The sequence below is a fragment of the Streptomyces galbus genome (assembly GCF_005280195.1).
Lineage (GTDB): Bacteria > Actinomycetota > Actinomycetes > Streptomycetales > Streptomycetaceae > Streptomyces > Streptomyces galbus.
Map to the genome: position 1 here is coordinate 200,061 of NZ_SZPR01000017.1, position 24,226 is coordinate 224,286.

22 protein-coding genes and 1 riboswitch are annotated in these 24,226 nt (G+C 71.5%); of the genes, 15 read left to right on the top strand and 7 right to left on the bottom strand.

Features of this window, described 5'->3' with window-relative positions; translation table 11 throughout:
- Positions 1-177 precede the first annotated feature (177 nt).
- Positions 178-768, top strand: coding sequence for an N-acetylmuramoyl-L-alanine amidase (locus E4U92_RS20395; protein WP_137301871.1), 591 nt, complete (start codon positions 178-180; stop codon positions 766-768).
- 64 nt (positions 769-832) lie between these two features.
- Complete coding sequence (locus E4U92_RS20400; protein ID WP_137301872.1) at positions 833-1,729, top strand: 1-aminocyclopropane-1-carboxylate deaminase/D-cysteine desulfhydrase; 897 nt, start codon at positions 833-835, stop codon at positions 1,727-1,729.
- Between the two features lie 45 nt (positions 1,730-1,774).
- Here E4U92_RS20400 and E4U92_RS20405 read toward each other — a convergent pair whose 3' ends face one another.
- Positions 1,775-3,373, bottom strand: coding sequence for a Na+/H+ antiporter (locus tag E4U92_RS20405; protein ID WP_137301873.1), 1,599 nt, complete (start codon positions 3,371-3,373; stop codon positions 1,775-1,777).
- Between the two features lie 59 nt (positions 3,374-3,432).
- On the opposite strand from E4U92_RS20405, the gene E4U92_RS20410 reads away from it, so the two are divergent.
- The 3 genes from E4U92_RS20410 to E4U92_RS20420 all read left to right on the top strand — a co-directional run bounded on the left by E4U92_RS20410 (position 3,433) and on the right by E4U92_RS20420 (position 5,468).
- Positions 3,433-3,693: a UBP-type zinc finger domain-containing protein gene (locus tag E4U92_RS20410; protein ID WP_137301874.1), complete on the top strand. Its 261-nt coding sequence runs from the start codon at positions 3,433-3,435 to the stop codon at positions 3,691-3,693.
- A gap of 258 nt (positions 3,694-3,951) precedes the next feature.
- Positions 3,952-4,368: an ATP-binding protein gene (locus E4U92_RS20415; RefSeq protein WP_137301875.1), complete on the top strand. Its 417-nt coding sequence runs from the start codon at positions 3,952-3,954 to the stop codon at positions 4,366-4,368.
- On the top strand, positions 4,365-5,468 hold the full coding sequence (locus E4U92_RS20420) for an RNA polymerase sigma factor SigF (RefSeq protein ID WP_137301876.1): 1,104 nt from the start codon (positions 4,365-4,367) through the stop codon (positions 5,466-5,468). The genes E4U92_RS20415 and E4U92_RS20420 overlap by 4 nt, the downstream gene beginning before the upstream one ends.
- Before the next feature lie 91 nt (positions 5,469-5,559).
- Here the strand turns inward: E4U92_RS20420 and E4U92_RS20425 are convergent, their stop codons facing one another.
- Positions 5,560-6,045, bottom strand: a complete 486-nt coding sequence (locus E4U92_RS20425; RefSeq protein WP_137301877.1) for a hypothetical protein — start codon at positions 6,043-6,045, stop codon at positions 5,560-5,562.
- Positions 6,046-6,236: 191 nt separating this feature from the next.
- Between E4U92_RS20425 and E4U92_RS20430 the strand changes: the two genes are divergently transcribed.
- Complete coding sequence (locus tag E4U92_RS20430; RefSeq protein ID WP_137301878.1) at positions 6,237-7,205, top strand: diacylglycerol/lipid kinase family protein; 969 nt, start codon at positions 6,237-6,239, stop codon at positions 7,203-7,205.
- Positions 7,206-7,527: 322 nt separating this feature from the next.
- Positions 7,528-7,785, top strand: coding sequence for a WhiB family transcriptional regulator (locus E4U92_RS20435; protein WP_003992873.1), 258 nt, complete (start codon positions 7,528-7,530; stop codon positions 7,783-7,785).
- Positions 7,786-7,944: 159 nt separating this feature from the next.
- Here E4U92_RS20435 and E4U92_RS20440 read toward each other — a convergent pair whose 3' ends face one another.
- Positions 7,945-9,420, bottom strand: a complete 1,476-nt coding sequence (locus E4U92_RS20440; protein WP_174863952.1) for a sensor histidine kinase — start codon at positions 9,418-9,420, stop codon at positions 7,945-7,947.
- 480 nt (positions 9,421-9,900) lie between these two features.
- On the opposite strand from E4U92_RS20440, the gene nagB reads away from it, so the two are divergent.
- Positions 9,901-10,686 carry a glucosamine-6-phosphate deaminase gene (gene nagB / locus E4U92_RS20445; RefSeq protein ID WP_137301879.1) on the top strand — a complete coding sequence of 262 codons (786 nt, stop codon included), beginning with the start codon at positions 9,901-9,903 and terminating at the stop codon, positions 10,684-10,686.
- 76 nt (positions 10,687-10,762) lie between these two features.
- Here nagB and E4U92_RS20450 read toward each other — a convergent pair whose 3' ends face one another.
- The 4 genes from E4U92_RS20450 to E4U92_RS20465 all read right to left on the bottom strand — a co-directional run bounded on the left by E4U92_RS20450 (position 10,763) and on the right by E4U92_RS20465 (position 15,521).
- A complete protein-coding gene (locus tag E4U92_RS20450; protein WP_137301880.1) occupies positions 10,763-12,268 on the bottom strand; it encodes a glycoside hydrolase family 3 protein in 1,506 nt (501 codons plus the stop codon).
- Between the two features lie 9 nt (positions 12,269-12,277).
- Positions 12,278-13,123 (bottom strand): carbohydrate ABC transporter permease, encoded by an 846-nt coding sequence (locus tag E4U92_RS20455; protein WP_137301881.1) that lies wholly within the window; start codon positions 13,121-13,123, stop codon positions 12,278-12,280.
- Positions 13,124-13,128: 5 nt separating this feature from the next.
- Complete coding sequence (locus E4U92_RS20460) at positions 13,129-14,115, bottom strand: carbohydrate ABC transporter permease (RefSeq protein WP_137301882.1); 987 nt, start codon at positions 14,113-14,115, stop codon at positions 13,129-13,131.
- Positions 14,116-14,237: 122 nt separating this feature from the next.
- Complete coding sequence (locus E4U92_RS20465) at positions 14,238-15,521, bottom strand: extracellular solute-binding protein (RefSeq protein ID WP_137301883.1); 1,284 nt, start codon at positions 15,519-15,521, stop codon at positions 14,238-14,240.
- A gap of 358 nt (positions 15,522-15,879) precedes the next feature.
- On the opposite strand from E4U92_RS20465, the gene E4U92_RS20470 reads away from it, so the two are divergent.
- From E4U92_RS20470 to E4U92_RS20505, 7 genes are all read left to right on the top strand, one after another.
- The gene (locus E4U92_RS20470) at positions 15,880-16,644 is read left to right on the top strand and encodes a GntR family transcriptional regulator (RefSeq protein WP_137301884.1); all 765 of its coding nucleotides are present in this window, start codon (positions 15,880-15,882) and stop codon (positions 16,642-16,644) included.
- Positions 16,645-16,783: 139 nt separating this feature from the next.
- On the top strand, positions 16,784-17,050 hold the full coding sequence (locus tag E4U92_RS20475) for a DUF3311 domain-containing protein (protein WP_137301885.1): 267 nt from the start codon (positions 16,784-16,786) through the stop codon (positions 17,048-17,050).
- Complete coding sequence (gene mctP, locus E4U92_RS20480) at positions 17,047-18,675, top strand: monocarboxylate uptake permease MctP (protein WP_137301886.1); 1,629 nt, start codon at positions 17,047-17,049, stop codon at positions 18,673-18,675. The genes E4U92_RS20475 and mctP overlap by 4 nt, the downstream gene beginning before the upstream one ends.
- A gap of 125 nt (positions 18,676-18,800) precedes the next feature.
- Positions 18,801-19,319, top strand: a complete 519-nt coding sequence (locus E4U92_RS20485) for a GNAT family N-acetyltransferase (protein WP_137301887.1) — start codon at positions 18,801-18,803, stop codon at positions 19,317-19,319.
- A gap of 62 nt (positions 19,320-19,381) precedes the next feature.
- A riboswitch (cobalamin riboswitch) is annotated at positions 19,382-19,504 on the top strand.
- Positions 19,505-19,626: 122 nt separating this feature from the next.
- On the top strand, positions 19,627-21,987 hold the full coding sequence (locus E4U92_RS20490) for a ribonucleoside-diphosphate reductase subunit alpha (RefSeq protein ID WP_137301888.1): 2,361 nt from the start codon (positions 19,627-19,629) through the stop codon (positions 21,985-21,987).
- Positions 21,987-23,000: a ribonucleotide-diphosphate reductase subunit beta gene (locus E4U92_RS20495; protein ID WP_137301889.1), complete on the top strand. Its 1,014-nt coding sequence runs from the start codon at positions 21,987-21,989 to the stop codon at positions 22,998-23,000. The genes E4U92_RS20490 and E4U92_RS20495 overlap by 1 nt, the downstream gene beginning before the upstream one ends.
- Positions 23,001-23,256: 256 nt before the next feature.
- Positions 23,257-24,222, top strand: a complete 966-nt coding sequence (locus tag E4U92_RS20505; protein WP_137301891.1) for a GlxA family transcriptional regulator — start codon at positions 23,257-23,259, stop codon at positions 24,220-24,222.
- Positions 24,223-24,226: the final 4 nt, after the last annotated feature.

Genomic DNA, 24,226 nt, shown 5'->3' on the forward strand with positions numbered 1-24,226 from the left:
CGCCTCCGGCTCCGGTCCCCGCGCCGGGAGGACCCGTCCCACCTGCGCAGACACCGGAGTTGTCGGTATCGGACCGGACCTGACCGAGCGAGGTGCCCCTCCCGGCCGTCTCCGGTAGAAGCGCTTCCAGGCGGTCGCGTCCCGCGGCCGTCGTGGCAACGGCACGAAGGAGACGGCATGGCCACTCCCCTGTCCGCGGACGGCTTCCTGCACCGGCTCAGGGCCGAGGGCGTCACCGTCGTCGAGGTCGGCGACTGGCGGCACCACAACCGCAACCACAAGGGCCCCTGGGGGCCCGTCCACGGCGTGATGATCCACCACACGGTGACCCGCGGGGCCGCGCGGACGGTGGAGCTGTGCCGCACCGGGCACGACGACCTGCCGGGGCCGCTCTGCCACGGCGTGATCACCAAGGACGGCACCGTCCACCTCGTCGGCTACGGCCGCGCCAACCACGCCGGGCTCGGCGACGACGACGTGCTGCGCGCGGTGATCGCCGAGAAGCGGCTGCCGCAGGACAACGAGGCGAACACCGACGGCAACCGCTACTTCTACGGCTTCGAGTGCGAGAACCTCGGCGACGGCGAGGACCCCTGGCCGCCGGCCCAGCTCGAGGCGATCGAGCGGGCCGCGGCGGCGGTGTGCCGTCACCACGGCTGGACGGAGCGGTCGGTCATCGGCCACCTGGAGTGGCAGCCGGGCAAGGTGGACCCGAGGGGTTTCTCCATGACGTGGCTGCGCGAACGGATCAGGGCCCGGCTGAAGTGACGCGGCCGCACGGCAGGCCGCCGGTGCACGCGCCCGCCCCGCGCCGACCCGCCACAATGGGTGCGTGACCAGCGCCGACGTCCTCGCCCCGCGACTGCCGTCCCCCCTGCGGGAGGTGGCCGACGAGCGGTTCGCCCGGCACGGGGTGCGGCTGCTGCTGAAGCGGGACGACCTGATCCACCCCGACCTCGTCGGCAACAAGTGGCGCAAGCTCGTCCCCAGCCTGCGGACCGCGGCCGGCCGCACGCTGCTCACCTTCGGCGGCGCCTACTCCAACCACCTGCGGGCCACCGCCGCCGCGGGCCGCCTCCTCGGGCTGCCCACGGTCGGGGTGGTGCGCGGCGAGGAGCTGGCCGGCCGGCCCCTCAACCCCTCCCTGGCCCGGTGCGCGGCCGACGGCATGCGGCTGCACTTCGTCGACAGGTCGACGTATCGCCACAAGCACGAGCCGGACACGCTGGCCGCGATCCTGCGCGCGGCGGACGCCGGGGACGCCCACGTGATCCCCGAGGGCGGCAGCAACGCGGCGGCGGTGCGCGGCTGCACCGCGCTCGGCGAGGAACTGCGCGGCCGTGCCGACGTGGTCGCCGTCGCCTGCGGCACGGGCGGCACGCTGGCCGGGCTCGCGGCCGGCCTCGGCCCCGGCCAGCGGGCGCTCGGCATCCCGGTCCTCAAGGGCGGATTCCTCGAAGGGGAGATACGGGCGCTGCAGACCGACGCGTTCGGCGGCCCGCGCGGCGTGTGGAGCCTGGACGACCGCTTCCACTGCGGCGGCTACGCCCGCACCACGCCCGCGCTCGCGTCGTTCGCCGTGGACTTCACCCGCCGCCACGGCCTGCCGGTCGAGCCCGTGTACGTGGCGAAGCTGCTGTACGCCCTGCTGGCCCTCGCCGAGGAGGGCGCCTTCACGCCCGGCACGACCGTGGCCGCCGTGGTCACCGGGGCACCGTTCACCGGCTGAGCCCGGGCGCCTTCGCCGACCGCACCCCCTAGGGCGCCGCGAGCCCTAGGTCGTCTCGCGGTACGCCGCCGCCTCCTCCAGGTCCAGCCGGCGCAGCAGCGTGCGCAGCATCTCGTCGTCGATGTAGCGGCCGTCGCGCAGGCGGACGAAGACCGCGCGCTCGGCGCTGATCATCTCCCGGGACAGGCGGCGGTAGGTGTCGTCGACCGTCTCACCGGTGACCGGGTTGGTCTGGCCGAGGCGCTCCCAGACGGCGTTGCGGCGGCGTTCCAGGACCGTGCGCAGCCGGTCGGCGAGCGGCGGGGGCAGGGCGTTGCGCTCGTCGGAGAGGAGTTCGTCGAGGTGCCGCTCGGCGGCCAGGGACGCCTGGGCCTGCGCGTTGGCCTCGGCGAGGGTCTCGGCCTGCCGGTCGCGGCCGGGGAACTTCAGCAGGTGGATCAGCGGGATCAGGGTCAGGCCCTGCACCACCAGGGTGCCGATCACGGTGGTGAACGTCAGGAACAGGATGAGGTTGCGGTGCGGGAAGGCGCCCTCGCCGTGGTCCACGGTCAGCGGGATGGAGAAGGCGATGGCCAGCGACACCACGCCCCGCATGCCGGCCCAGGAGATGACGACGGGCGCCCGCCAGGTCGGGTTCTCCTCGCGCGCGCGGATGCGTGCCGACAGCAGCCGGGGCAGGAAGGTGGCCGGGTACACCCAGGCGAAGCGCACCGCCACGACGACGAGGAACAGCACGACCGCGTACCAGGCGGCGTCCAGGCCCTCGTAGTCGCCGAGGCCGCGCAGGACGACGGGCAGCTGCAGACCGATCAGGGCGAACACCGCCGACTCCAGGACGAAGGCGACCATCTTCCACACGGCCTCCTCCTGCAGGCGCGTGGCGAAGTCGACCTCCCACGCGCGGTGCCCGAGGTAGAGCGCGACGACGACCACGGCGAGCACCCCGGAGGCGTGGAACTGCTCGGCGGTCGCGTACGCGACGAACGGGATGAGCAGCGACAGTGTGTTCTGCATCAGCGCCTCGCGCAGGTGCGTGCGCAGCCAGTGGATCGGCGCCATGAGGACCAGGCCCACCACCACGCCGCCGACCGCGGCGATCAGGAACTCCTCGATGCCGCCCGCCCAGGACGCCCCCTCCCCCACCGCGGCCGCGACGGCCACCTTGTACGCGGTGATCGCGGTGGCGTCGTTCAGCAGCGACTCGCCCTGCAGGATGGTGGTGATCCGCGAGGGCAGCCCGACGCGGCGGGCCACGGCCGTCGCCGCGACCGCGTCGGGCGGCGCCACCACGGCGCCCAGCACCAGCGCCGCGGTCAGCGGCAGCCCCGGCACGAGCAGGTACGCCGCCGCGCCGACGACGAGGGTCGCGAACAGCACGTACCCGACGGACAGCAGCGCCACCGGCCGGGTCTGGGCGCGCAGGTCGAGGTAGGAGCTGTCGATGGCGGACGTGTACAGCAGGGGCGGCAGCAGCAGCGGCAGCACGACCTCCGGGTCGAGCGTGTAGTCGGGCACCCCGGGCACGTACGAGACCGCCAGCCCGACCGCGACCAGCAGCAGGGGCGCCGGCACCGGGGTGCGCCGGGCCCCGGCGGCGATCGCCGCGCTCGCCGCCACCAGCAGAAGCAGTGGCATCACGTCCATGTCCAGCCCACCCTCGTTTTCCGCGCGGCCGTCCGCACGACCGTCGTAATCTGGCAATCATGAAACAGTGCACGCACACCGACGCGCTGCCGCACCCGGAGCCCGCCCCGCTGAGCGAGACGTGCCCGGAGTGCCTGCGGGACGGTACCCACCCGGTGCAGTTGCGGCTGTGTCTGACGTGCGGGCACGTCGGCTGCTGCGACTCCTCGCCCAACCGGCACGCCACCGGGCACCACGCCGACACGGGCCACCCGGTGATGCGGACCTTCGAGCCCGGGGAGGACTGGCGCTGGTGCTTCGTGGACCACGTCCTCGTGTGAGCGGAAGCGGCCGCACCGGGTACGGTTCGAGCGTCTGACGCCTGGGTACGTCAACCCGGCGCGCGCTCTTCCCATTTGGGCCCGCGGACCCCCTAGACACGGAGCGTGTCCACAGCTTTACTGTGAGTGACACCAAGGGGCCGGGGTCCCGGGGACAGTACGGTCGGGAGCGCGATAGCGTCACGGCTGTACCACACTTCGCGTTACCCGGGGGGCGACCCCCGGCCCCGAACAGCTTGTACCACCTTGGAGGTGAGGGTGTCCCAGATCGCAGGCGAGCCCGCGGCGAACCAGGACTTCGTGGAAGTCCGGCTGCCGGCTGCGGGTGCCTACCTGTCGGTGCTGCGGACGGCCACGGCCGGCCTCGCGGCCCGTTTGGACTTCACCCTGGACGAGATCGAGGACCTGCGCATCGCGGTGGACGAGGCCTGCGCGATCCTGCTCCAGCAGGCCGTGCCCGGCTCGGTGCTGAGCTGCGTGTTCCGGCTCGTGGACGATTCGCTCGAGGTCACGGTCTCGGCCCCGACCACGGACGGGCACGCCCCGTCGCGCGACACCTTCGCCTGGACGGTGCTGTCGGCCCTCGCGGGCAAGGTCTCGTCCGCCGTCGACGAGGACCGGACCGTGTCGATCAGCCTGTACAAACAGCGCGGCGCCGGACCCGGTCCGGCGTGAGGGACGGGGACGGTCCGGTGCGGGACGAGGAGCGCGGCACGCGGGAGCTGCCGGCCGCGGAGGAGACGGTCTCTCCGGGCGGTTCCCGACGCATGGCGGACGGCATCGACGGCATCCCCGAGCAGGCCCGGCCGCATCCGGAGGACACCTCCGCGCAGGCCGGAACCCCGGACCCGGACGGGCGGCACGAACGGCGGGGTGCCGTGCGGGCCGCGCCCCGGGACGGAACAGACGGGGACTCCCCCGGCCGGTCGGGGGCGACGGCTCGACAGAGGGCGACGGGCGGGACGATGAGCGAGCACGAGCGAGACGACGAACCGGTGGTGCCGGGCACACGGCACGAGCCTCACGATCGCAGCGGGGCGCGGGCGCTGTTCGTCGAGCTGCGGGGGCTGAAGGAGGGCAGCGCGGAGTACGCGGAGCTGCGCAACCAGCTGGTCCGCATGCACCTGCCGCTCGTGGAGCACCTGGCGCGCCGCTTCCGCAACCGCGGCGAGCCGCTGGACGACCTCACCCAGGTGGCCACCATCGGCCTGATCAAGTCGGTCGACCGCTTCGACCCGGACCGCGGGGTGGAGTTCTCCACGTACGCGACGCCGACGGTCGTGGGCGAGATCAAGCGCCACTTCCGCGACAAGGGCTGGGCGGTCCGCGTGCCGCGGCGCCTGCAGGAGCTGCGGCTTGCGCTGACCACGGCCACCGCCGAGCTGTCCCAGCTGCACGGCCGCTCCCCGACCGTGCACGAGCTCGCCGAGAAGCTGGCCATCTCGGAGGAGGAGGTCCTGGAGGGCCTGGAGTCGGCGAACGCCTACTCCACGCTGTCGCTGGACGTCCCCGACACCGACGACGAGTCCCCCGCGGTCGCCGACACCCTGGGCGCGGAGGACGAGGCGCTGGAGGGCGTGGAGTACCGGGAGTCGCTCAAGCCGCTCCTGGAGGACCTGCCCCCGCGCGAGAAGCGCATCCTGCTGCTGCGCTTCTTCGGCAACATGACCCAGTCGCAGATCGCGCAGGAGGTCGGCATCTCGCAGATGCACGTCTCCCGGCTGCTGGCCCGCACCCTCGCCCAGCTCCGCGAGAAGCTGCTGGTCGAGGAGTAGACCCCCGGCCCGCCGGCGGGCGGGAGGATTCCGGGCCGGCCCGGCGGGCCGGCCCTCGCACACGGCCGGCTAGGAGCGCGCGGCCCGTGCCCTACTTGCGGCGCGCGGCCCGCTGATCGGCCGCCGGCCCCTCGTCCTCGTCCCGCCCGCGGCCCGGACCCCGGATTCCCAGGGCGCGGGTCGTCTCGCGGTGGATGAGGAGGACCAGCGCCGCGATCGCCACGACCCCGAGGACGATGCCGGCCGGGACGGCCACGCTGTCGGCCTGGAGCAGGTTGTAGGCGACGGGCAGCGCCATGATCTGGGTGATGACGGCCGGCCCCCGGCTCCAGCTCCGCAGGGCCAGCAGTCCGCGGGCGGCGAGCAGCGGCAGCAGCGCCAGGACGACGAGGGTGACGCCCCCCGTGACGGCCTGCTGCCGGTCGCCCGCTTCCCCGGCGATCCCCAGCACCAGCATCCACACCCCGGCGACGACCAGCGCCAGCCCCTCCAGGGCGACGAGCACGGCGGCGTACGTCAGCCGGCGCGGGCGTTCCACCACGGTGGGCACGGTCTCGGGCGTCTGCTCACTGGTCACCCCTGAAGGGTAGCCCGCGGCCCGGGAGGCCCCCAGGGGCCGGTGCGTGCGCCCTCGGTGCCCGGTGCCGTGCGCCCCGCTGCCCGGTACCGTGGCGCGCGCAGCGCCCGTGTCGAGGGTCACGGCCCGATCTCTTACCCGTTCCCTACCCGGCCTGTGCCGGGTACCCCCCAGTCGGTACGCTGCCCTGCATGCGTGCACTTCTCGTGGTCAACCCGGCGGCAACCACTACGAGTGCCCGCACGCGCGACGTCCTCATCCACGCGCTGGCGAGCGAGATGAAGCTCGAGGCGGTCACCACGGAGTACCGCGGGCACGCGCGCGACCTGGGCCGGCTGGCGGCGCAGAGCGACGACATCGACCTGGTGGTGGCGCTCGGCGGCGACGGCACGGTGAACGAGGTCGTCAACGGTCTGCTGCACGCCGGCCCCGACCCCGACCACCTGCCCGGTCTCGCCGTGGTGCCCGGCGGTTCCACCAACGTCTTCGCCCGTGCCCTGGGCCTGCCCAACGACCCCGTCGAGGCGACCGGCGCCCTGCTGGACGCGCTGCGCGACGGCCGGGAGCGCACGGTCGGGCTCGGTCTGACCTCGGGCACGCCGGGCACCGAGGACGAGGCGGTGCCGTCCCGCTGGTTCCTGTTCAACGCGGGGCTGGGCTTCGACGCCGGGGTCGTGGGGCGGGTGGAGCAGCACCGGGAGCAGGGGAAGCGGTCCACGCACGCGCTCTACGTCCGCCAGGCGATGCGCCAGTTCTTCGGCGATCCGCACCGCCGGCACGGGACGATCGTCCTGGAGCGGGACGGCGCCGAGCCGGTCACCGATCTGGTGCTGTCCATAGTCTGCAACACGGCTCCGTGGACCTATCTGGGCAATCGTCCGGTGTACGCGTCGCCTAAGGCCTCGTTCGACACGGGGCTCGACGTGCTCGGTCTCAGCCGCCTGTCCACCCCCGCAGTTGCCCGGTATGTGACCCAGTTGCTCCTTTCGTCCCCGGAGCGGGGACCCCAGGGACGGCATGCGGTGTCGCTGCACGACCTGACCCGCTTCACCTTGCATTCGAAGGTCCCCCTGCCTCTCCAGATGGACGGAGACCACCTGGGACTGCGGACCAGCGTGACGTTCACAGGCGTACGCCGTGCACTGCGTGTGATTGTGTGAGCAGAAGGGGCGAAAGTCCTTTCACTCGAACGTTTAGGCCAGGATCCACCCCATGGAAGTACGGCTGTGACCTAGTCGACACCGAGGAATCAAAAAAAACTTTCCGGAAGGGGTTGTATCCGCCGCTGAGGTTTGCGAGTCTCTACGTGGCGATCGGGACGGCCCGCAACACCGGCCTCCACTGATCACCGGAACCCCTCTTCACACACAGGACCACGCCGGGGAAGACTCGGCGGTCGGCCCTTCACTTGTTGAGGGATTCGTGAAAGCGTTCACATTCACAAGCTAACCTGCACAGTCATACCAAGGAGAGGTAGCAGCCATGGACTGGCGTCACAACGCCGTTTGCCGCGAGGAAGACCCCGAGCTCTTCTTCCCCATCGGCAACACCGGTCCTGCGCTGCTGCAGATCGAGGAAGCCAAGGCCGTCTGCCGTCGCTGCCCCGTCATCGAGCAGTGTCTGCAGTGGGCGCTCGAGTCCGGTCAGGACTCCGGCGTCTGGGGTGGTCTCAGCGAGGACGAGCGCCGCGCGATGAAGCGCCGCGCCGCCCGCAACCGGGCCCGTCAGGCCTCCGCCTGACACCCGCCCCGCACACAGCCTGAGCTTGGCGGCGCGTACACCGCGTACGCATCTCCCGCCCCCGAGCCGCAGCGCGCAGTACCCCCGAAGCGCTGAGTACCAGCAGCAGGGAGCACTAGCCCTGGACCTCACGGTCCGGGGCTCTTTGCTGTCCGGCCGCTACTTCTGCGCCCGCACCGGGACGTCGAGGATCACCTGCGTGCCCCGCTCCGGCGCCGGGACCATGTCGAAGGTGCCGCCCAACTCCCCCTCCACCAGCGTCCGTACGATCTGCAGGCCGAGGTTGCCGGAGGTGTGCGGGTCGAAGCCCTCGGGCAGGCCCACGCCGTCGTCCTGGACGGTGACCAGCAGCCGGGCCTCCTTGCTGGTGCCGCCGCGCACCGCCGAGACCTCGACGGTGCCCGTCTCCCCTTCGCGGAAGCCGTGTTCGAGCGCGTTCTGCAGGATCTCGGTGAGGACCATGGACAGCGGGGTGGCCACCTCCGCGTCGAGGATGCCGAAGCGCCCGGTGCGCCGGCCGGTGACCTTGCCCGGGGAGATCTCGGCGACCATCGCGAGCACCCGGTCGGCGATCTCGTCGAACTCCACGCGCTCATCCAGGTTCTGGGACAGCGTCTCGTGGACGATGGCGATCGAGCCGACCCGGCGCACGGCCTCCTCCAGGGCCTCGCGGCCCCGCTCGGACTCGATGCGGCGGGCCTGCAGGCGCAACAGCGCGGCCACCGTCTGGAGGTTGTTCTTCACCCGGTGGTGGATCTCCCGGATGGTCGCGTCCTTGGTGATCAACTCGCGTTCGCGCCGGCGCAGTTCGGTGACGTCGCGGAGCAGGACCAGGGAACCGATCCGGGTGCCCTTGGGTTTGAGCGGGATCGCCCGGAACTGGATGACCCCGTCGTGCGCCTCGATCTCGAACTCACGGGGCGCCCAGCCGCTCGCGACCTTGGCCAGCGCCTCGTCCACCGGCCCGCGGGTGGGGGCGAGTTCGGCGGTGGTCAGGCCCAGGTGCTGGCCGACCAGGTCGGAGGCGAGGCCGAGGCGGTGGTAGGCGGACAGCGCGTTCGGGGAGGCGTACTGGACGACGCCGTCCGCGTCGAGGCGGATCAGGCCGTCGCCGACGCGCGGTGAGGCGTCCATGTCGACCTGCTGGTCGGGGAAGGGGAACGACCCGGCCGCGATCATCTGCGCCAGGTCGGACGCGCTCTGCAGGTAGGTCAGCTCCAGCCGGCTCGGGGTGCGCACGGTGAGCAGGTTGGTGTTGCGGGCGATGACGCCGAGCACCCGGCCGTCGCGCCGGACCGGGATGGACTCCACCCGGACGGGAACCTCCTCGCGCCACTCCGGGTCACCCTCGCGCACGATGCGGCCCTCGTCGAGCGCGGCGTCCAGCAGGGGCCGGCGGCCGCGCGGGACCAGGTGGCCGACCATGTCGTCCTGGTAGGAAGTGGGGCCGGTGTTGGGCCGCATCTGGGCGACGGAGACGTACCGCGTGCCGTCCCGGGTGGGCACCCACAGGACCAGGTCGGCGAAGGACAGGTCGGAGAGCAGCTGCCACTCCGACACCAGCAGGTGCAGCCACTCGAGGTCGGAGGCGTCGAGCGCGGTGTGCTGGCGTACGAGTTCGTTCATGGAGGGCACGTGGCGAGCGTACCCGGCGGTTCTCGGACGGCCGAAAGAACACCCGCGGGCCGCGGCGCCTGGGAGGGACCCTCAACCCTCCCGGCACCGCAGCCCGGAGCTTTATCGGCCGTGGGGTGTGCGGTCCCGGTCGGCCGACGGTGAGGAGCCGGGGCAGTCAGGGCAGAGAGTCCCGGTCCCTCGGTCCGCCTTCCTGTGCGGGGAAGACGGAGGCTGTGCGGTTCACCGTGCGGTTCCCCTCCCCCGATTGTGGACTAGACCACTTGTGCGTGTCCATGGAGAGAGAGAGGTGTTCGTTGTGTCAACGCAGCCTAACGCCTGCGGGTTCCCGTCCGGGCCCGCTCGGCGGCGCGAATTCGGGGACTTCCCCTCGGGCGCCCGGCCGCACCCCCGGCGCCGGGGCCCGAAATCTGGGAGGGGACGCCCGATTCTGTTAGATTGGTCTACACCACATGACTCTCCCAGAACGGCAGGCCCAGCGTGGAAGTTGTCATCGTTCCGGACGCCGCGGCGGGTGGCGAGATCGTCGCCGAGGCCATGGCACGGCTCGTGCGGCGCAAGCCGGACGCCGTCCTCGGCGTGGCCACCGGCTCCACCCCGCTGCCCGTCTACGAGGCCCTGGCCACGAAGGTGCGCTCCGGCGCCGTGGACGTCTCCCGGGCGCGGATCGCCCAGCTCGACGAGTACGTCGGGCTGCCCGCCGACCACCCGGAGTCCTACCGCTCGGTGCTGCGCCGCGAGGTGCTGGAGCCGCTGGGCGTCGCGATGGACCAGTTCCTGGGACCGGACGGCACGGCGGACGACGTGCAGGCGGCCTGCGAGGCGTACGACGCGGCACTGGCCGCGGCCGGCGGCGTGGACCTGCAGCTCCTCGGGATCGGCACGGACGGCCACATCGGGTTCAACGAGCCCTGCTCGTCGCTGGCCTCGCGCACGCGCATCAAGACGCTGACCGAGCAGACGCGGGTGGACAACGCGCGCTTCTTCGACGGCGACATCGAGCAGGTGCCCCACCACGTGATCACCCAGGGCATCGGCACCATCCTGGAGGCGCGCCACCTGGTGCTGCTGGCGACGGGCGAGGGCAAGGCCGACGCGGTCGCCGCGAGCGTGGAGGGACCGGTCGCCTCGGTGTGCCCGGCGTCCGCGCTGCAGCTGCACCCGCACGCCACGGTCGTGGTCGACGAGGCCGCCGCATCCAAGCTGAAGCTGGCGGACTACTTCCGGCACACGTATGCGAACAAGCCCGACTGGCAGGGCATCTGAGGGACGGGGCGCACCCCCCGCACGGACGAGAGGCGCCGGTGGCCATGGGCCACCGGCGCCTCGTGCGTGGTACCGCTCAGCGGGCGGTCAGGACCTCCGTCGCCGCCTGGGCGCAGACCCGGGCCGCGCCGTGCGTCGCCACGTGCAGGGCGCCGCGGGCGGGGGCCTGCGGGACGCCCATCTCCACCACGACCGTGTCGGGGCGGGCGGCGAGCAGCGTGTCCAGGGAGGCCGCCATCCAGGGGTGGCGGTGCTCGTCGCGGACCACGGCCACGATCCGGCGCTCCCCCGCCGCCGCCAGGACCTCGGCCCCCGCGTCCGTGCCGGAGAAGTGGCCGCTCCCGGTGCCGGGCAGCGCCCGGGCCAGGTCGGCCGCGACGCCCCAGGGGGTCTCGTCGCCCACGGCGATGTTCGCGACCGGGGTGAACAGGGCGACGTACGGCGCCTCGGTGAGCGGGGTGAAGGTGTCGGCGCCGGTGACCCGCAGGGCGCGGCGGGCGGCGGTGAGGCCGATGTCCGCGTGGCCCGGGGCACCGCCCGCCGAGGGGGGCTGCGCGGCCGCCCACCGGGCCAGGGCCCGCACACGCTCCGCGGCGTCCGCGAGCCGTTCCTCGGGCAGGTCGCCGGCGCGCACGGCGGCCACCAGGGCGTCGCGCAGCAGCCGCACGGTGCCCTCGTCGTTGAGGCCGCCGCCCACGCAGATGGCGTCCGCGCCGGCCGCGACGGCGAGGACACTGCCCCGCTCGATGCCGTAGGTGGCGGCGATCGCCTGCATCTCCATGCCGTCGGTCACGATCAGGCCCTGGTAGCCCAGCTCGCCGCGCAGCAGGTCGGTGAGGATGCGGCGGGACAACGTTGCCGGGCGGTCCGGGTCCAGCGCGGGGACCAGGATGTGGGCGCTCATCACCGCGTGGCTGCCGGCCGCGATCGCCGCGCGGAACGGCGTGAGGTCGCGTTCGGACAGCACCTCGGTGCCGACGTCGATGCGGGGCAGGGCGAGGTGGGAGTCGACCGCGGTGTCGCCGTGGCCCGGGAAGTGCTTGGTGCAGGCGGCGACGCCGGCCGCCTGGAGCCCGGTGACGTAGGCGGCCGTGTGCCGGGCGACCAGGTCGGGCTCGGTGCCGAAGGAGCGGACGCCGATCACGGGGTTGCGCGGGTTGGCGTTGACGTCGGCGGAGGGGGCCCAGTTGAAGTTGACCCCGCACTCCTTGAGGCGGCGGCCCAGCTCGTGCGCGACCTGCCCGGTCAGCTCGGTGTCGTCCACCGCGCCCAGGGCGTGGTTGCCGGGGAAGGAGGAACCGGTGTGCACCTCCAGGCGGGTGACGTCGCCGCCCTCCTCGTCGATCGCGACCAGGACGTCGTCGCGTTCGGTGCGGAGCTGGGCGGTGAGCGCGGCCAGTTGCTCGGGCGAGGCGATGTTGCGGCCGAAGAGACCGACCGAGGCCAGGCCCTGGCCGAGGTGGCGCAGCAGCCAGTCGGGGGCGGTGGTCCCGGGGAAGCCGGGCTGCAGGACGGTCAGGGCGTCCCGGGTGAGTGCGTCCTTGGCGTCGGACCCGGTGGTGCCGGTGGCGAGTGTCGTCATCGGGTGGCGTTATCCCTTCACGGCGCCCGCGGTCAGACCCGCGGCCATCTTGCGCTGGACGAGGAGGAAGAGGACGACGATCGGGACGGCCATCATGGTGGCGCCGGCCATCATCGGGGCGTACTCGGTGCCGTGCTTGGTGCTGAAGTTGCTGAGCCACACGGTGGCGGTCTGGTGCTGCTGGCTGAGCAGCATCAGGGCGTAGAGGTACTCGTTCCACGCCTGGATGAAGGCGTAGACGGAGGTGGCGACCATGCCCGGGGCGAGCAGCGGGAAGACCACCCGCATGAAGGCGCCGGTGCGCGAGCAGCCGTCGACCATGGCCGCCTCCTCCAGCTCCTTGGGGATGTTGACGATGAAGCCGCGCAGCGTCCAGACCGTGAAGGGCAGGATGAAGGTCAGGTAGGTGATGACCAGGCCGGTGAGCTTGTCGTACTGCTTCAGGTCGTTCAGCAGCAGGAACACCGGGATGATCATGGCGACCAGCGGGATCATCTGGACCGCGAGGATGCCGACGATCACGACCTTGCGGCCGCGGAAGGCGAAGCGGGAGATCGCGAGCGCGGCCAGCATGCCGACCACGATGCCGATCAGCACGACCGACAGGGACACGACCAGGCTGCGGCCGACCGGGCCCCAGAAGTCGGCGATGTCCAGCGCGCGGCGGAAGTTGGCGAAGGTCAGCCCCGTCGGGAACAGGCTGGGGTCGGGGTCGATGGCGTCCTTGGCCGGCTTGAACGCGGTGTTGAGCATCCAGTAGACGGGGAAGCCGGCGGTGGCGAACACCAGCAGGCCGAGGAGGTTCCAGCCCGCCTTGGTGCCCTTGCGCGCAGCAGGCGTGCGCGTGCTGCTCATGGTGCTCACTCGACCTCTCCGATCTTCAGCATCTGACGCATGTACACGGCGACCACGCCCAGCAGGAGCACCACGGTGATCAGGGCGATCGCCGAGCCCTGCCCGTAGTCGTTGACGACGAAGGCGCGGTCGTAGGAGTAGGTCGTCAGCAGCTGGAACTCGGCCTCGGGGTGGCCGTTGCGCATGACGAAGACCTGGGGGAAGACGCCCATGTCCCAGATGACCGACAGGGTCGTGAGCATCACGATGATCGGCTTGAGGATGGGCAGGGTGACGTACCGGAAGACGCCCCAGGCGCCGGCGCCGTCGAGCCGGGCGGCCTCCTCCAGCTCCTTGGGCACCTGGGTGAGACCGGCGCTGAGCGTGATGACCACGAAGGGCACGGCGCCCCAGACCACCAGCAGCATGATCACGGCGAGGCCCTGCGGCCCGCTGGCGAACCAGTTGTGGCCGATCAGGTCGACCCCGGGCAGCTTGCTCAGCAGCGCGTTGAGGATGCCGTAGTCGGAGTCGAACAGCCACTTGAAGACGGTGGTGGCGACGATGACCGGCATGCCCCAGCTCGCCACCAGCGCGATGTTGATGAGGGTGCGCACCCAGCCGGAGACCTGCTGCAGCAGCAGCGCGATCAGCATGCCGAGCACCATCGTGAAGATCACCGAGCCGGCCGCGAAGACGATCGTGCGCAGCACGACCTGCCAGAACTCGCCGTCCGAGAGGACCTTGGTGAAGTTGGCGAACCCGGTCGACTCGGCGGGCTGGAAGCCCCACAGCTGCGACTGGCCGAACTTCTGGAAGGACAGGGTGACCAGGCGGACCAGCGGGTAGCCCATCACCACGGCGAGGACCAGCAGACAGGGCGCGAGCAGCAGCCAGGGCGTGCCGGCGGCGCCCTTCGCGCGGGGTCTGCGGGGCGTGTCCGGGGCGGCCGGGGGCGGCGCCTGCCGCGGCGGCGGCACCTTGGCAGGGGTGGTCGTGTCTGCGGCACTCATCGCGCGCTCCTCAGCGGTACCTCAGGTCGTACGAAGGCTTCGGTCCCGTACGGCGAGAGCGCACGGGACGCAGGGCCCCGCCCCCGGACTTCCCCCCGGGGTCGCGGGGCCCTGCGGTCGGGTCACTTGGTGTTGATGACCTTGTCGATCGCGGCGTCCGCTTCCTTCGCGGCGGCCTCGACCGACTTCTTGCCGGTGCCGATGGACTGCAGCATCGTCTGCAGGACCTGGGCCTTCTCGACCTGGCCCCAGCCGGGGGCCATCGGGACGAACCAGTTGGACTCGGCCGCGGTGGCCGGGACCGCCGTCGCGGGGTCGTTCTTCAGGGTCGCGAGGTCGGTCTTGTTGTTGGGCAGGTTGCCCTTGGCCATCAGGCCCTTCTGGCCGGCCGGGCCGGTGAACGCGTTGATCCACTCGGCGGCCAGGTCCTTGGCGCCGGACTTGACCGGCACGGCCAGGTCCGAACCGCCCAGGAAGACCGGGATGTTCTTGCCGGACGGGCCGGGCATCACGAAGTTCTCGAGGTTGTCCTTGAGCTTGCCGGTCTTGTCGTTCTTCGGGTCGGCGGCGGTCGCGCCCTCCCAGGCCGCGCCGAAGATCATGCCGGACTTGCCCTGGCCGTAGACGATGTAACGGTCGGACTCGTCCTTGGTCTTGTCGCCGTGCATGTACTTGTCGACGACGTCCTTGTACGCGGTGAGGCCCTTGACCGACTCGGGCGAGGAGAGGTTGGCCTTCCACTGGCCGCCCTCCTCCTTGGCGATGGAGCCGCCGGCGTCGTAGACGAAGGACATGGCCGCGTACCAGTCACGGGTGGGCTGGTACCAGGCGGAGAAGGAGTTGCCCTCCTTCTTCTGCACCTTGTCCAGGGCGGCGGTGAGCTCCGCGTAGGTCTTGGGGGCGCTCTTGACGCCGGCCGCGGCGAAGACGTCCTTGCGGTAGTTGCCGACGCGGCCGCCCGCGTAGTACGGCACGCCGTAGGTCTTGTCCTCGTAGGTCACGGACGCCTTCAGGCCGTCCAGCCAGGCGGAGGAGTTGTCGAACTTGGCGGCGTCCAGCGGCGCGAAGGCGCCCTTGACCATGTAGCCGAGCATCTCGGTGTTGCCCATCTCGACCACGTCCGGCGCCTTGTCGGTCGCGAGGACGGCGTCGAGCTTGGTGTTCTTGTCCGGCCAGCCGTAGTACTCGTGCTTGATCTTGACGCCGGGGTGCTTCTTGACCACCGCGTCGTCGGCCGCCTTGACCAGGTCCGGCCAGTTGTTCTGCGCGTCGACGGTGAGCCAGACGGTCAGCTCCTTGGCCTCGGAGCCGTTCGAGCCGTTGCCCTTGTCGTCGCTGTCCCCGCACGCCGCGATGGAGACCATCATGCCCGCGATACCGATCGCGGCTATCAGCTTGCGCTTCACGCCAACCCTCCTCAGGGATGCCACACAACCCCCCTGCCTCCCCGCGGTTGAGCGTCAACGCGTACCGCCCATGGGGCCGGGACTGGACCAATGGTGTAGACCAGTACCGGGGAGCTTGGCTCAGACCAATAGGGCTGTCAAGGGTGTGCGAGTAGCCTCCTACCAGCCGTTATGGGACCTACATATGCAGGAACCTTTAAGTAAGAACCCCTCAATAACAGGGGGTGGATGCGAGACACTTCGGGTAGACCACTTGGAGGCGATGGACTAGACCAAAACCGGAAGCCGACGGTATACAGAGGTGATCACGGCACGCGCGGGAGCCCGCGCGAGGGCCCCGGAGCCGGGAAGGCGGAGCATGAGCACCGACGTCAGCAGTGCGGAGAACGAGGGTGGGGCGACCGTCCGTACCGCGCGCGTGCCCAAGTACTACCGCCTGAAGAAGCACCTGCTCGACATGACGCAGACCCAGGCGCCCGGCACGCCGGTCCCGCCCGAGCGGACCCTCGCGGCCGAGTTCGACACCTCGCGCACCACCGTCCGCCAGGCCCTGCAGGAACTCGTGGTCGAGGGCCGTCTGGAGCGCATCCAGGGCAAGGGCACCTTCGTCGCCAAGCCCAAGGTCTCCCAGGCGCTGCAACTCACCTCGTACACCGAGGACATGCGCGCCCAGGGCCTGGAGCCCACCTCCCAGCTCCTGGACATCGGGTACATCACCGCCGACGACCGGCTGGCCGGCCTGCTGGACATCACGGCCGGCGGCCGGGTGCTGCGCATCGAGCGCCTGCGCATGGCCAACGGCGAGCCGATGGCCATCGAGACCACCCACCTGTCCGCCAAGCGCTTCCCCGCGCTGCGCCGCAGCCTCGCCAAGTACACCTCCCTCTACACCGCGCTCGCCGAGGTCTACGACGTCCACCTCGCCGAGGCCGAGGAGACCATCGAGACCTCGCTGGCCACCCCGCGCGAGGCCGGTCTGCTCGGCACCGACGTCGGTCTGCCGATGCTGATGCTGTCCCGGCACTCCCTGGACCGGCAGGGCGATCCGGTCGAGTGGGTGCGCTCGGTGTACCGGGGCGACCGGTACAAGTTCGTCGCGCGGCTGAAGCGTCCGCAGGACTGATCCGGCCCCTCCTGGGGCATTGATGCCTCGTCCGGTGATCGATATGCGGACGAGGTCTTCCGCTTGCCTTTATCCGTCACCTACATTGCCTGCGCGTTACACGTGATCACAGGTGATCGTGAGGGGACGGAGCCACCACATGTCAGACACACCCCAAGCCCCAGCGGGGCCGGTGGTGACGCCGTTGCGCGTCGTCATCGCCCTCTGCCTGCTCGCGCCCTTCGTGGCGATGCTGTGGGTGGGCTCGTACGCGAAAGTGGACCCCACGTTCATCGGGATCCCGTTCTTCTACTGGTACCAGATGCTGTGGGTGCTGATCTCCACCGCGCTGACGATGATCGCCTACCAGCTCTGGCGGCGTGACCAGCGCGCCCGCTCGGCCGCGAAGGGCGGTGCGGCGCGATGAACGACGGCGTGAACGGCGTCGCCCTCGGCGTCTTCATCTTCTTCTTCCTGGCCGTCACGGTCCTGGGCTTCCTGGCCGCGCGCTGGCGCCGGGCCGAGAACGAGCACAGCCTCGACGAATGGGGCCTGGGCGGACGGTCGTTCGGCACCTGGATCACCTGGTTCCTGCTGGGCGGCGACCTGTACACGGCGTACACCTTCGTCGCCGTCCCGGCGGCCGTCTACGCGGCGGGCGCGTCCGGGTTCTTCGCGGTGCCCTACACGATCCTGGTGTACCCGCTCATCTTCACGTTCCTGCCGCGCCTGTGGTCGGTCTCGCACCGGCACGGCTACGTGACGACCTCGGACTTCGTGCGGGGCCGGTTCGGGTCCAAGGGCCTGTCCCTGGCGGTGGCCGTGACCGGCATCCTCGCCACCATGCCCTACATCGCCCTCCAGCTCGTCGGCATCCAGGCGGTGCTGGACGTGATGGGCGTGGGCGGCGGCGAGAACACCAACTGGTTCGTCAAGGACCTGCCGCTGCTGATCGCCTTCGGCGTGCTGGCGGCGTACACCTACTCGTCCGGCCTGCGGGCGCCCGCGCTGATCGCGTTCGTGAAGGACGCGCTGATCTACCTCGTCATCGCGGTGGCGATCATCTACATCCCGATCAAGCTGGGCGGCTTCGACGACGTCTTCGCCAAGGCGGGCGACGCGTTCAGCCAGACCAACCCGGCCACCGGCAAGCCGCGCGGGGCGCTCGTCCCGGCGGAGGCCGGCCAGTGGACCTACGCCACCCTGGCGCTGGGCTCCGCGCTGGCGCTGTTCATGTACCCGCACTCGATCACCGCGACGCTGTCCTCCAAGAGCCGCGAGGTGATCCGCCGCAACACCACGATCCTGCCGCTGTACTCCCTGATGCTCGGCCTGCTGGCGCTGCTGGGCTTCATGGCGATCGCGGCCGGGGTGAAGGTCACCAACGGCCAGCTCGCGATCCCGCAGCTCTTCGAGAACATGTTCCCGGACTGGTTCGCGGGCGTGGCCTTCGCGGCGATCGGCATCGGCGCCCTGGTGCCCGCGGCCATCATGTCCATCGCGGCCGCCAACCTCTTCACCCGCAACATCTACAAGGACTTCATCAAGCCGGACGCGACGCCGAAGGAGGAGACCCGGGTCTCCAAGATCGTGTCCCTGCTGGTGAAGGTGGGCGCGCTGGTCTTCGTCCTCACCATGGACAAGACCGTCGCGATCAACTTCCAGCTGCTGGGCGGCATCTGGATCCTGCAGACCTTCCCGGCGCTGGTCGGCGGCCTGTTCACGCGCTGGTTCCACCGCTGGGCGCTGCTCGCGGGCTGGGCGGTCGGCATGGTCTACGGCACGGTCGCGGCCTACGGCGTGGCCTCCCCGACCCAGAAGCACTTCGGCGGCTCCGCCAAGGAGATCCCGGGCATCGGGGAGATCGGCTACATCGGTCTCACGGCGTTCGTGCTGAACCTGGTGGTCGCGGTGGTCCTTACGGTCGTCCTCAAGGCCGTCAAGGCCCCCGAGGGCGTCGACGAGACCAGCCCCGCCGACTACACGGCGGACGCGGGCGACCCGGGCGTGCAGACCGAACTCCCCCCGGCCACCGCGGGGACGGCGCACTGAGCCGACGGGGCACCCGGGCCGGGTGCCCCGCACGACGGGCCGCCGGAGCGATCCGGCGGCCCGTCGTCGTGTCCGCGGGCGAAAACCGGCGGCCCGCCGCCGTACTCGTCGGGCACACTCGCCGCATGGACACCGTGATCCGGGCGGCCCGGCCCGAGGAGTACGCCGCTCTCGGCGAGTCGACCGCCCGCGCCTACCTCGACGACGGCCTCCTCGACTACGGCGAGGACGACGAGTACCTGCCGGTGCTCAAGGACGTCGCCCGCCGCGCCGCCGCCGCCGAGGTGCTGGTGGCGGTCGAGGGTGACCGGCTCCTCGGCGGGGTCACCTTCGTGGCGGGCCCCGGGCCGGTCGCCGACATCGCGCGCCCCGGCGAGGCCGAGATACGGGCGCTCGCGGTGGTGCGCGAGGCCCGCGGCCGGGGTGTCGGCGAGGCGCTCGTGCGGGCCTGCGTGGACCGCGCCCGCGCCACCCCCGGCTGCGTCCGGCTGGTGCTGTCCAGCCAGCGCTCCATGCACAGCGCCCACCGCCTCTACGAACGGCTCGGCTTCGTCCGCACCCCCGACCGCGACTGGAACCCCGTGCCGCACCTGGACGACCTCACGCTGCTCACCTACGAGCTGACGCTCCGCCACGAGAACTGAGGCACCCCGGGCCGCCCGCGACACAACATCTGGGGGTGGCGTGCCGAGCGGGCACAAGATGTATGCTCATGCTCGCTGTCGCCGCAGGGGAATCCGGTGCGAATCCGGAACTGTCCCGCAACGGTGTACCCGTGCGCACCCGCACGGGCGTCAGTCCGAGGACCTGCCGACAGTGCGCCCAGGCCGACCCGGCCCGGGCGCCGACGTCCGGGCCTCGTGGAATGGGCCGGTGGACGCGACGCCGTGTGCGCGCGTGCGCTGCCCCCTGCCCTCCGTGAGGCCCCCGCCGAGCGAGGGAGAGCCCCACGTGACCATCGCGCCAGCCGATCCGGCCTCAGCCGCACTGCCGGAGCAGGACGGTCCCGGTGCCGCACTGCTGCGCACCCTGACCGAGCTGACCGCCGACCTCCCCGACGCCGACCCCGGCCGGGTCGCCGCCGCCGCGCTGCGCGGCCGGTCCGCCCGCGCGGACGAGGCGGAGCTGCGCGAGCTGGCCACGGAGGCCGCCGCCGGGCTCATCTCCGAGGACCCCGACTACTCCCGGCTGGCCGCCCGGCTGCTGACCCTCACCGTCCGCGCCGAGGCCGCCTCCCAGGGCGTCACGTCGTTCACCGGCTCGGTCGCCACCGGGCACCGCGAGGGCCTGATCGCCGACCGCACGGCCGCGTTCGTACGGGAGCACGCCGAACGGCTCGACGCGCTGGTGGACCCGGCCGCCGACGACCGCTTCGGCTACTTCGGACTGCGCACCCTGCACAGCCGCTACCTGCTGCGCCACCCCCTGACCCGGCGGGTGATCGAGACCCCCCAGCACTTCCTGCTGCGGGTGGCCGCCGGGCTCGCCGAGGACGACACCGCCCGCTCGGTCGACGAAGTGGCCGCGCTCTACCGCCTGATGAGCCGCCTCGACTACCTGCCCTCCTCCCCCACGCTGTTCAACTCCGGCACCCGCCACCCGCAGATGTCGTCCTGCTACCTCCTCGACTCCCCCCAGGACGAGCTGGACTCGATCTACGAGCGCTACCAGCAGGTCGCCCGGCTGTCCAAGCACGCCGGCGGCATCGGCCTGTCCTACTCCCGCATCCGCTCCCGGGGTTCGCTGATCCGCGGCACCAACGGTCACTCCAACGGCATCGTGCCGTTCCTGAAGACGCTGGACGCGAGCGTCGCCGCGGTGAACCAGGGCGGGCGGCGCAAGGGCGCGGCCGCGGTGTACCTGGAGACCTGGCACTCCGACATCGAGGAGTTCCTGGAGCTGCGCGACAACACCGGTGAGGACGCCCGCCGTACGCACAACCTGAACCTGGCGCACTGGGTGCCGGACGAGTTCATGCGCCGGGTGAACGCCGACGGGGACTGGTCGCTGTTCTCCCCGGCGGACGTGCCGGAGCTGGTCGACCTGTGGGGCGAGGAGTTCGACGCGGCGTACCGCGCGGCGGAGGCGGCGGGGCTCGCCCGCAGGACCCTGCCGGCCCGTGAGCTGTACGGCAGGATGATGCGCACGCTCGCGCAGACCGGCAACGGCTGGATGACCTTCAAGGACGCCGCCAACCGCACCGCCAACCAGACGGCGCTGCCCGGCCACGTGGTCCACTCCTCCAACCTGTGCACGGAGATCCTCGAGGTCACCGACGACGGGGAGACGGCCGTGTGCAACCTCGGCTCGGTCAACCTGGGCGCGTTCGTCGACGCCGACGGCGACGACGGCATCGACTGGGAGCGGCTGGACCGGACGGTCCGCACCGCCGTGACCTTCCTGGACCGCGTGGTCGACATCAACTTCTACCCGACCGAGCAGGCGGGCCGCTCCAACGCCCGGTGGCGGCCCGTGGGCCTGGGCGCGATGGGGCTGCAGGACGTCTTCTTCAAGCTGCGGCTGCCGTTCGACTCGCCCGAGGCGAAGGCCCTGTCCACGCGGATCGCCGAGCGGATCATGCTCGCCGCCTACGAGGCGTCCGCCGGCCTCGCCGAGCGCAACGGGCCGGTGCCCGCCTGGGAGAAGACCCGCACCGCCCGGGGCGTGCTGCACCCCGACCACTACGCCGTGGAGCTCACCTGGCCGGAGCGCTGGGCCGCGCTGCGCGAGCGGATCGCCGCGGTGGGCCTGCGCAACAGCCTCCTGCTCGCGATCGCCCCCACCGCCACCATCGCCTCGATCGCCGGTGTGTACGAGTGCATCGAGCCGCAGGTGTCGAACCTGTTCAAGCGCGAGACGCTGTCCGGCGAGTTCCTCCAGGTCAACTCCTACCTGGTGCGCGACCTCAAGGAGCTCGGCGTGTGGGACGCCCGCACCCGGGAGGCGCTGCGCGAGTCCAACGGCTCGGTGCAGGACTTCGCCTGGGTGCCGGAGGAGCTGCGGCGGCTGTACCGCACGGCGTGGGAGATCCCGCAGCGGGGCCTGATCGACATGGCCGCGGCCCGCACGCCGTTCCTGGACCAGGCCCAGTCGCTGAACCTGTTCCTGGAGACGCCGACGATCGGCAAGCTCTCCTCGATGTACGCGTACGCCTGGAAGTCGGGCCTGAAGACGACGTACTACCTGCGCTCGCGCCCGGCGACGAGGATCGCCCGCGCGGCCCGTGCCGCCGTCCCCGCGCAGGCCGCCCCCGACCCCGAAGCGGTCGCCTGCTCCCTTGAGAACCCCGAGTCCTGCGAGGCCTGCCAGTGATGTCCAGCCGTACCCAGAACCTGCTCGACCCCGGCTTCGAGCTGACCCTGCGCCCGATGCGCTACCCCGACTTCTACGAGCGCTACCGGGACGCCATCAAGAACACCTGGACCGTGGAGGAGGTCGACCTCCACTCCGACGTGGCCGACCTCGCGAAGCTCACCCCGGCCGAGCAGCACCTCATCGGGCGCCTGGTGGCCTTCTTCGCGACCGGCGACTCGATCGTCGCCAACAACCTGGTGCTGACGCTGTACAAGCACATCAACTCCCCCGAGGCGCGGCTGTACCTGTCCCGCCAGCTCTTCGAGGAGGCCGTGCACGTCCAGTTCTACCTGACCCTGCTGGACACCTACCTGCCCGACCCGGAGGACCGGGCGGCGGCGTTCGCGGCGGTGGACAACATCCCGTCCATCCGGGAGAAGGCCGCGTTCTGCTTCCGCTGGATGGACTCGGTGGAGAACATGGACCGCCTGGAGAGCAGGGCGGACCGCCGGCGCTTCCTGCTGAACCTCATCTGCTTCGCCGCGTGCATCGAGGGCCTGTTCTTCTACGGCGCCTTCGCGTACGTCTACTGGTTCCGCAGCCGGGGCCTGCTGCACGGGCTCGCCACCGGCACCAACTGGGTGTTCCGCGACGAGACCATGCACATGTCGTTCGCGTTCGACGTGGTCGACACCGTCCGCAAGGAGGAGCCCGGCCTCTTCGACGAGGCGCTGCGCCAGGAGGTCACCGACATGCTGCGGGAGGCCGTCGAGGCCGAGCTGCAGTTCGCGCGCGACCTGTGCGGTGACGGCCTCCCGGGCATGAACACCGACTCCATGCGGCAGTACCTGGAGTGCGTCGCCGACCAGCGGCTGACGCGTCTGGGCTTCGCTCCGGTGTACGGCTCGGAGAACCCCTTCTCCTTCATGGAGCTGCAGGGGGTTCAGGAGCTGACCAACTTCTTCGAGCGGCGTCCCTCCGCGTACCAGGTCGCGGTGGAGGGCACGGTGGACCTCGACGAGGATTTCTGACCCCGTCGCACCGCGGGGCTCACCCGGGGCTCCTGGGCCTCCCGGATCTGCCGGTCGATCCGCCGGTCGCGGATGACGCCGAGCGCGGACGGGAGGGCCAGGAGGACGAGGATCGCGACGACGAGGGTCATTCCGATCAGGGCTTGTGTCTGTTCCGTAGTCATGACACCACTGTCGCTCCGGAAACGCCTTACCGGCAGTGGCAGCACTGCCGTAGACCCTCGAATTACTGCCAGATCCCAGGCACACTGGCAGCATGCTGAACAACGTGGCCTGCGTCCTGCTGGACGGCGTGCACCCCTTCGAACTCGGCGTGGTCTCCGAGATCTTCGGCCTCGACCGCAGCGACGACGGGTTGCCCGTCTACGACTTCGCCGTGGTCTCCGCGGAGGGGCCGCACCTGACCACCCATGTCCCCGGCCTCACCGTGTCGACGCCCCACGGCCTGGACCGGCTGGAGGAGGCGGACCTGATCGCGGTGCCGGCCTCGGACCGCAACCTCACCCGGGAGTACCCGCCCGAGCTGCTCGACGCCCTGCGCCGGGCCGCGGAGCGGGGCACCCGGGTGCTCAGCGTGTGTTCCGGGGTGTTCGTGCTGGGCGCGGCCGGCCTGCTGGACGGGCGCCGCTGCGCCGTGCACTGGCGCCACGCGGACCTGCTGGCCCGGCAGTTCCCGCGGGCGATCGTCGAGCCGGACGTCCTCTACGTCGACGCGGACCCGGTGATCACCTCGGCCGGCACCGCCGCCGGCATCGACGCCTGCCTGCACGTCCTGCGCAAGGAGCAGGGCCCCGAGATCGCCAACCGGATCGCCCGGCGCATGGTGGTCCCGCCGCACCGCGACGGCGGCCAGGCCCAGTACGTCGAGCGGCCGCTGCCCCGCAGCACCTGCGACACGGTCGGCGAGGTCCTGGCGTGGATGGAGCAGAACCTCCACGAGGAGGTCACCGTCGAACAGCTCGCCGAGCGCGCCCACATGTCGCCGCGCACCTTCGCCCGCCGCTTCCAGCAGGAGACCGGCACGACCCCGTACCGGTGGATCCTGCGCCAGCGCGTGCTGCTGGCGCAGGACCTGCTGGAGGCGACGGACGAGACGGTGGACGCGATCGCCTGGCGCACCGGTTTCGGCACGGCGGCGGCCCTGCGGCACCAGTTCTACCGGGCCCTGGGCACGACGCCGAACGCCTACCGGCGCGCCTTCCGCGGCCCCCAGGCCGCCTGACGGC

What these genes read in the sequence shown, in the direction of transcription:
- E4U92_RS20495 (WP_137301889.1), top strand. Translation starts at nt 21,987, where the DNA reads ATGTCCAGCCGTACCCAGAACCTGCTCGACCCCGGCTTCGAGCTGACC.
- E4U92_RS20435 (WP_003992873.1), top strand. Translation starts at nt 7,528, where the DNA reads ATGGACTGGCGTCACAACGCCGTTTGCCGCGAGGAAGACCCCGAGCTC.
- mctP (WP_137301886.1), top strand. Translation starts at nt 17,047, where the DNA reads ATGAACGACGGCGTGAACGGCGTCGCCCTCGGCGTCTTCATCTTCTTC.
- E4U92_RS20405 (WP_137301873.1), bottom strand. Translation starts at nt 3,373, where the DNA reads ATGGACGTGATGCCACTGCTTCTGCTGGTGGCGGCGAGCGCGGCGATC.
- E4U92_RS20395 (WP_137301871.1), top strand. Translation starts at nt 178, where the DNA reads ATGGCCACTCCCCTGTCCGCGGACGGCTTCCTGCACCGGCTCAGGGCC.
- E4U92_RS20455 (WP_137301881.1), bottom strand. Translation starts at nt 13,123, where the DNA reads ATGAGCAGCACGCGCACGCCTGCTGCGCGCAAGGGCACCAAGGCGGGC.
- E4U92_RS20410 (WP_137301874.1), top strand. Translation starts at nt 3,433, where the DNA reads ATGAAACAGTGCACGCACACCGACGCGCTGCCGCACCCGGAGCCCGCC.
- E4U92_RS20485 (WP_137301887.1), top strand. Translation starts at nt 18,801, where the DNA reads ATGGACACCGTGATCCGGGCGGCCCGGCCCGAGGAGTACGCCGCTCTC.
- E4U92_RS20460 (WP_137301882.1), bottom strand. Translation starts at nt 14,115, where the DNA reads ATGAGTGCCGCAGACACGACCACCCCTGCCAAGGTGCCGCCGCCGCGG.
- E4U92_RS20470 (WP_137301884.1), top strand. Translation starts at nt 15,880, where the DNA reads ATGAGCACCGACGTCAGCAGTGCGGAGAACGAGGGTGGGGCGACCGTC.
- E4U92_RS20475 (WP_137301885.1), top strand. Translation starts at nt 16,784, where the DNA reads ATGTCAGACACACCCCAAGCCCCAGCGGGGCCGGTGGTGACGCCGTTG.
- E4U92_RS20430 (WP_137301878.1), top strand. Translation starts at nt 6,237, where the DNA reads ATGCGTGCACTTCTCGTGGTCAACCCGGCGGCAACCACTACGAGTGCC.
- E4U92_RS20450 (WP_137301880.1), bottom strand. Translation starts at nt 12,268, where the DNA reads ATGACGACACTCGCCACCGGCACCACCGGGTCCGACGCCAAGGACGCA.
- E4U92_RS20505 (WP_137301891.1), top strand. Translation starts at nt 23,257, where the DNA reads ATGCTGAACAACGTGGCCTGCGTCCTGCTGGACGGCGTGCACCCCTTC.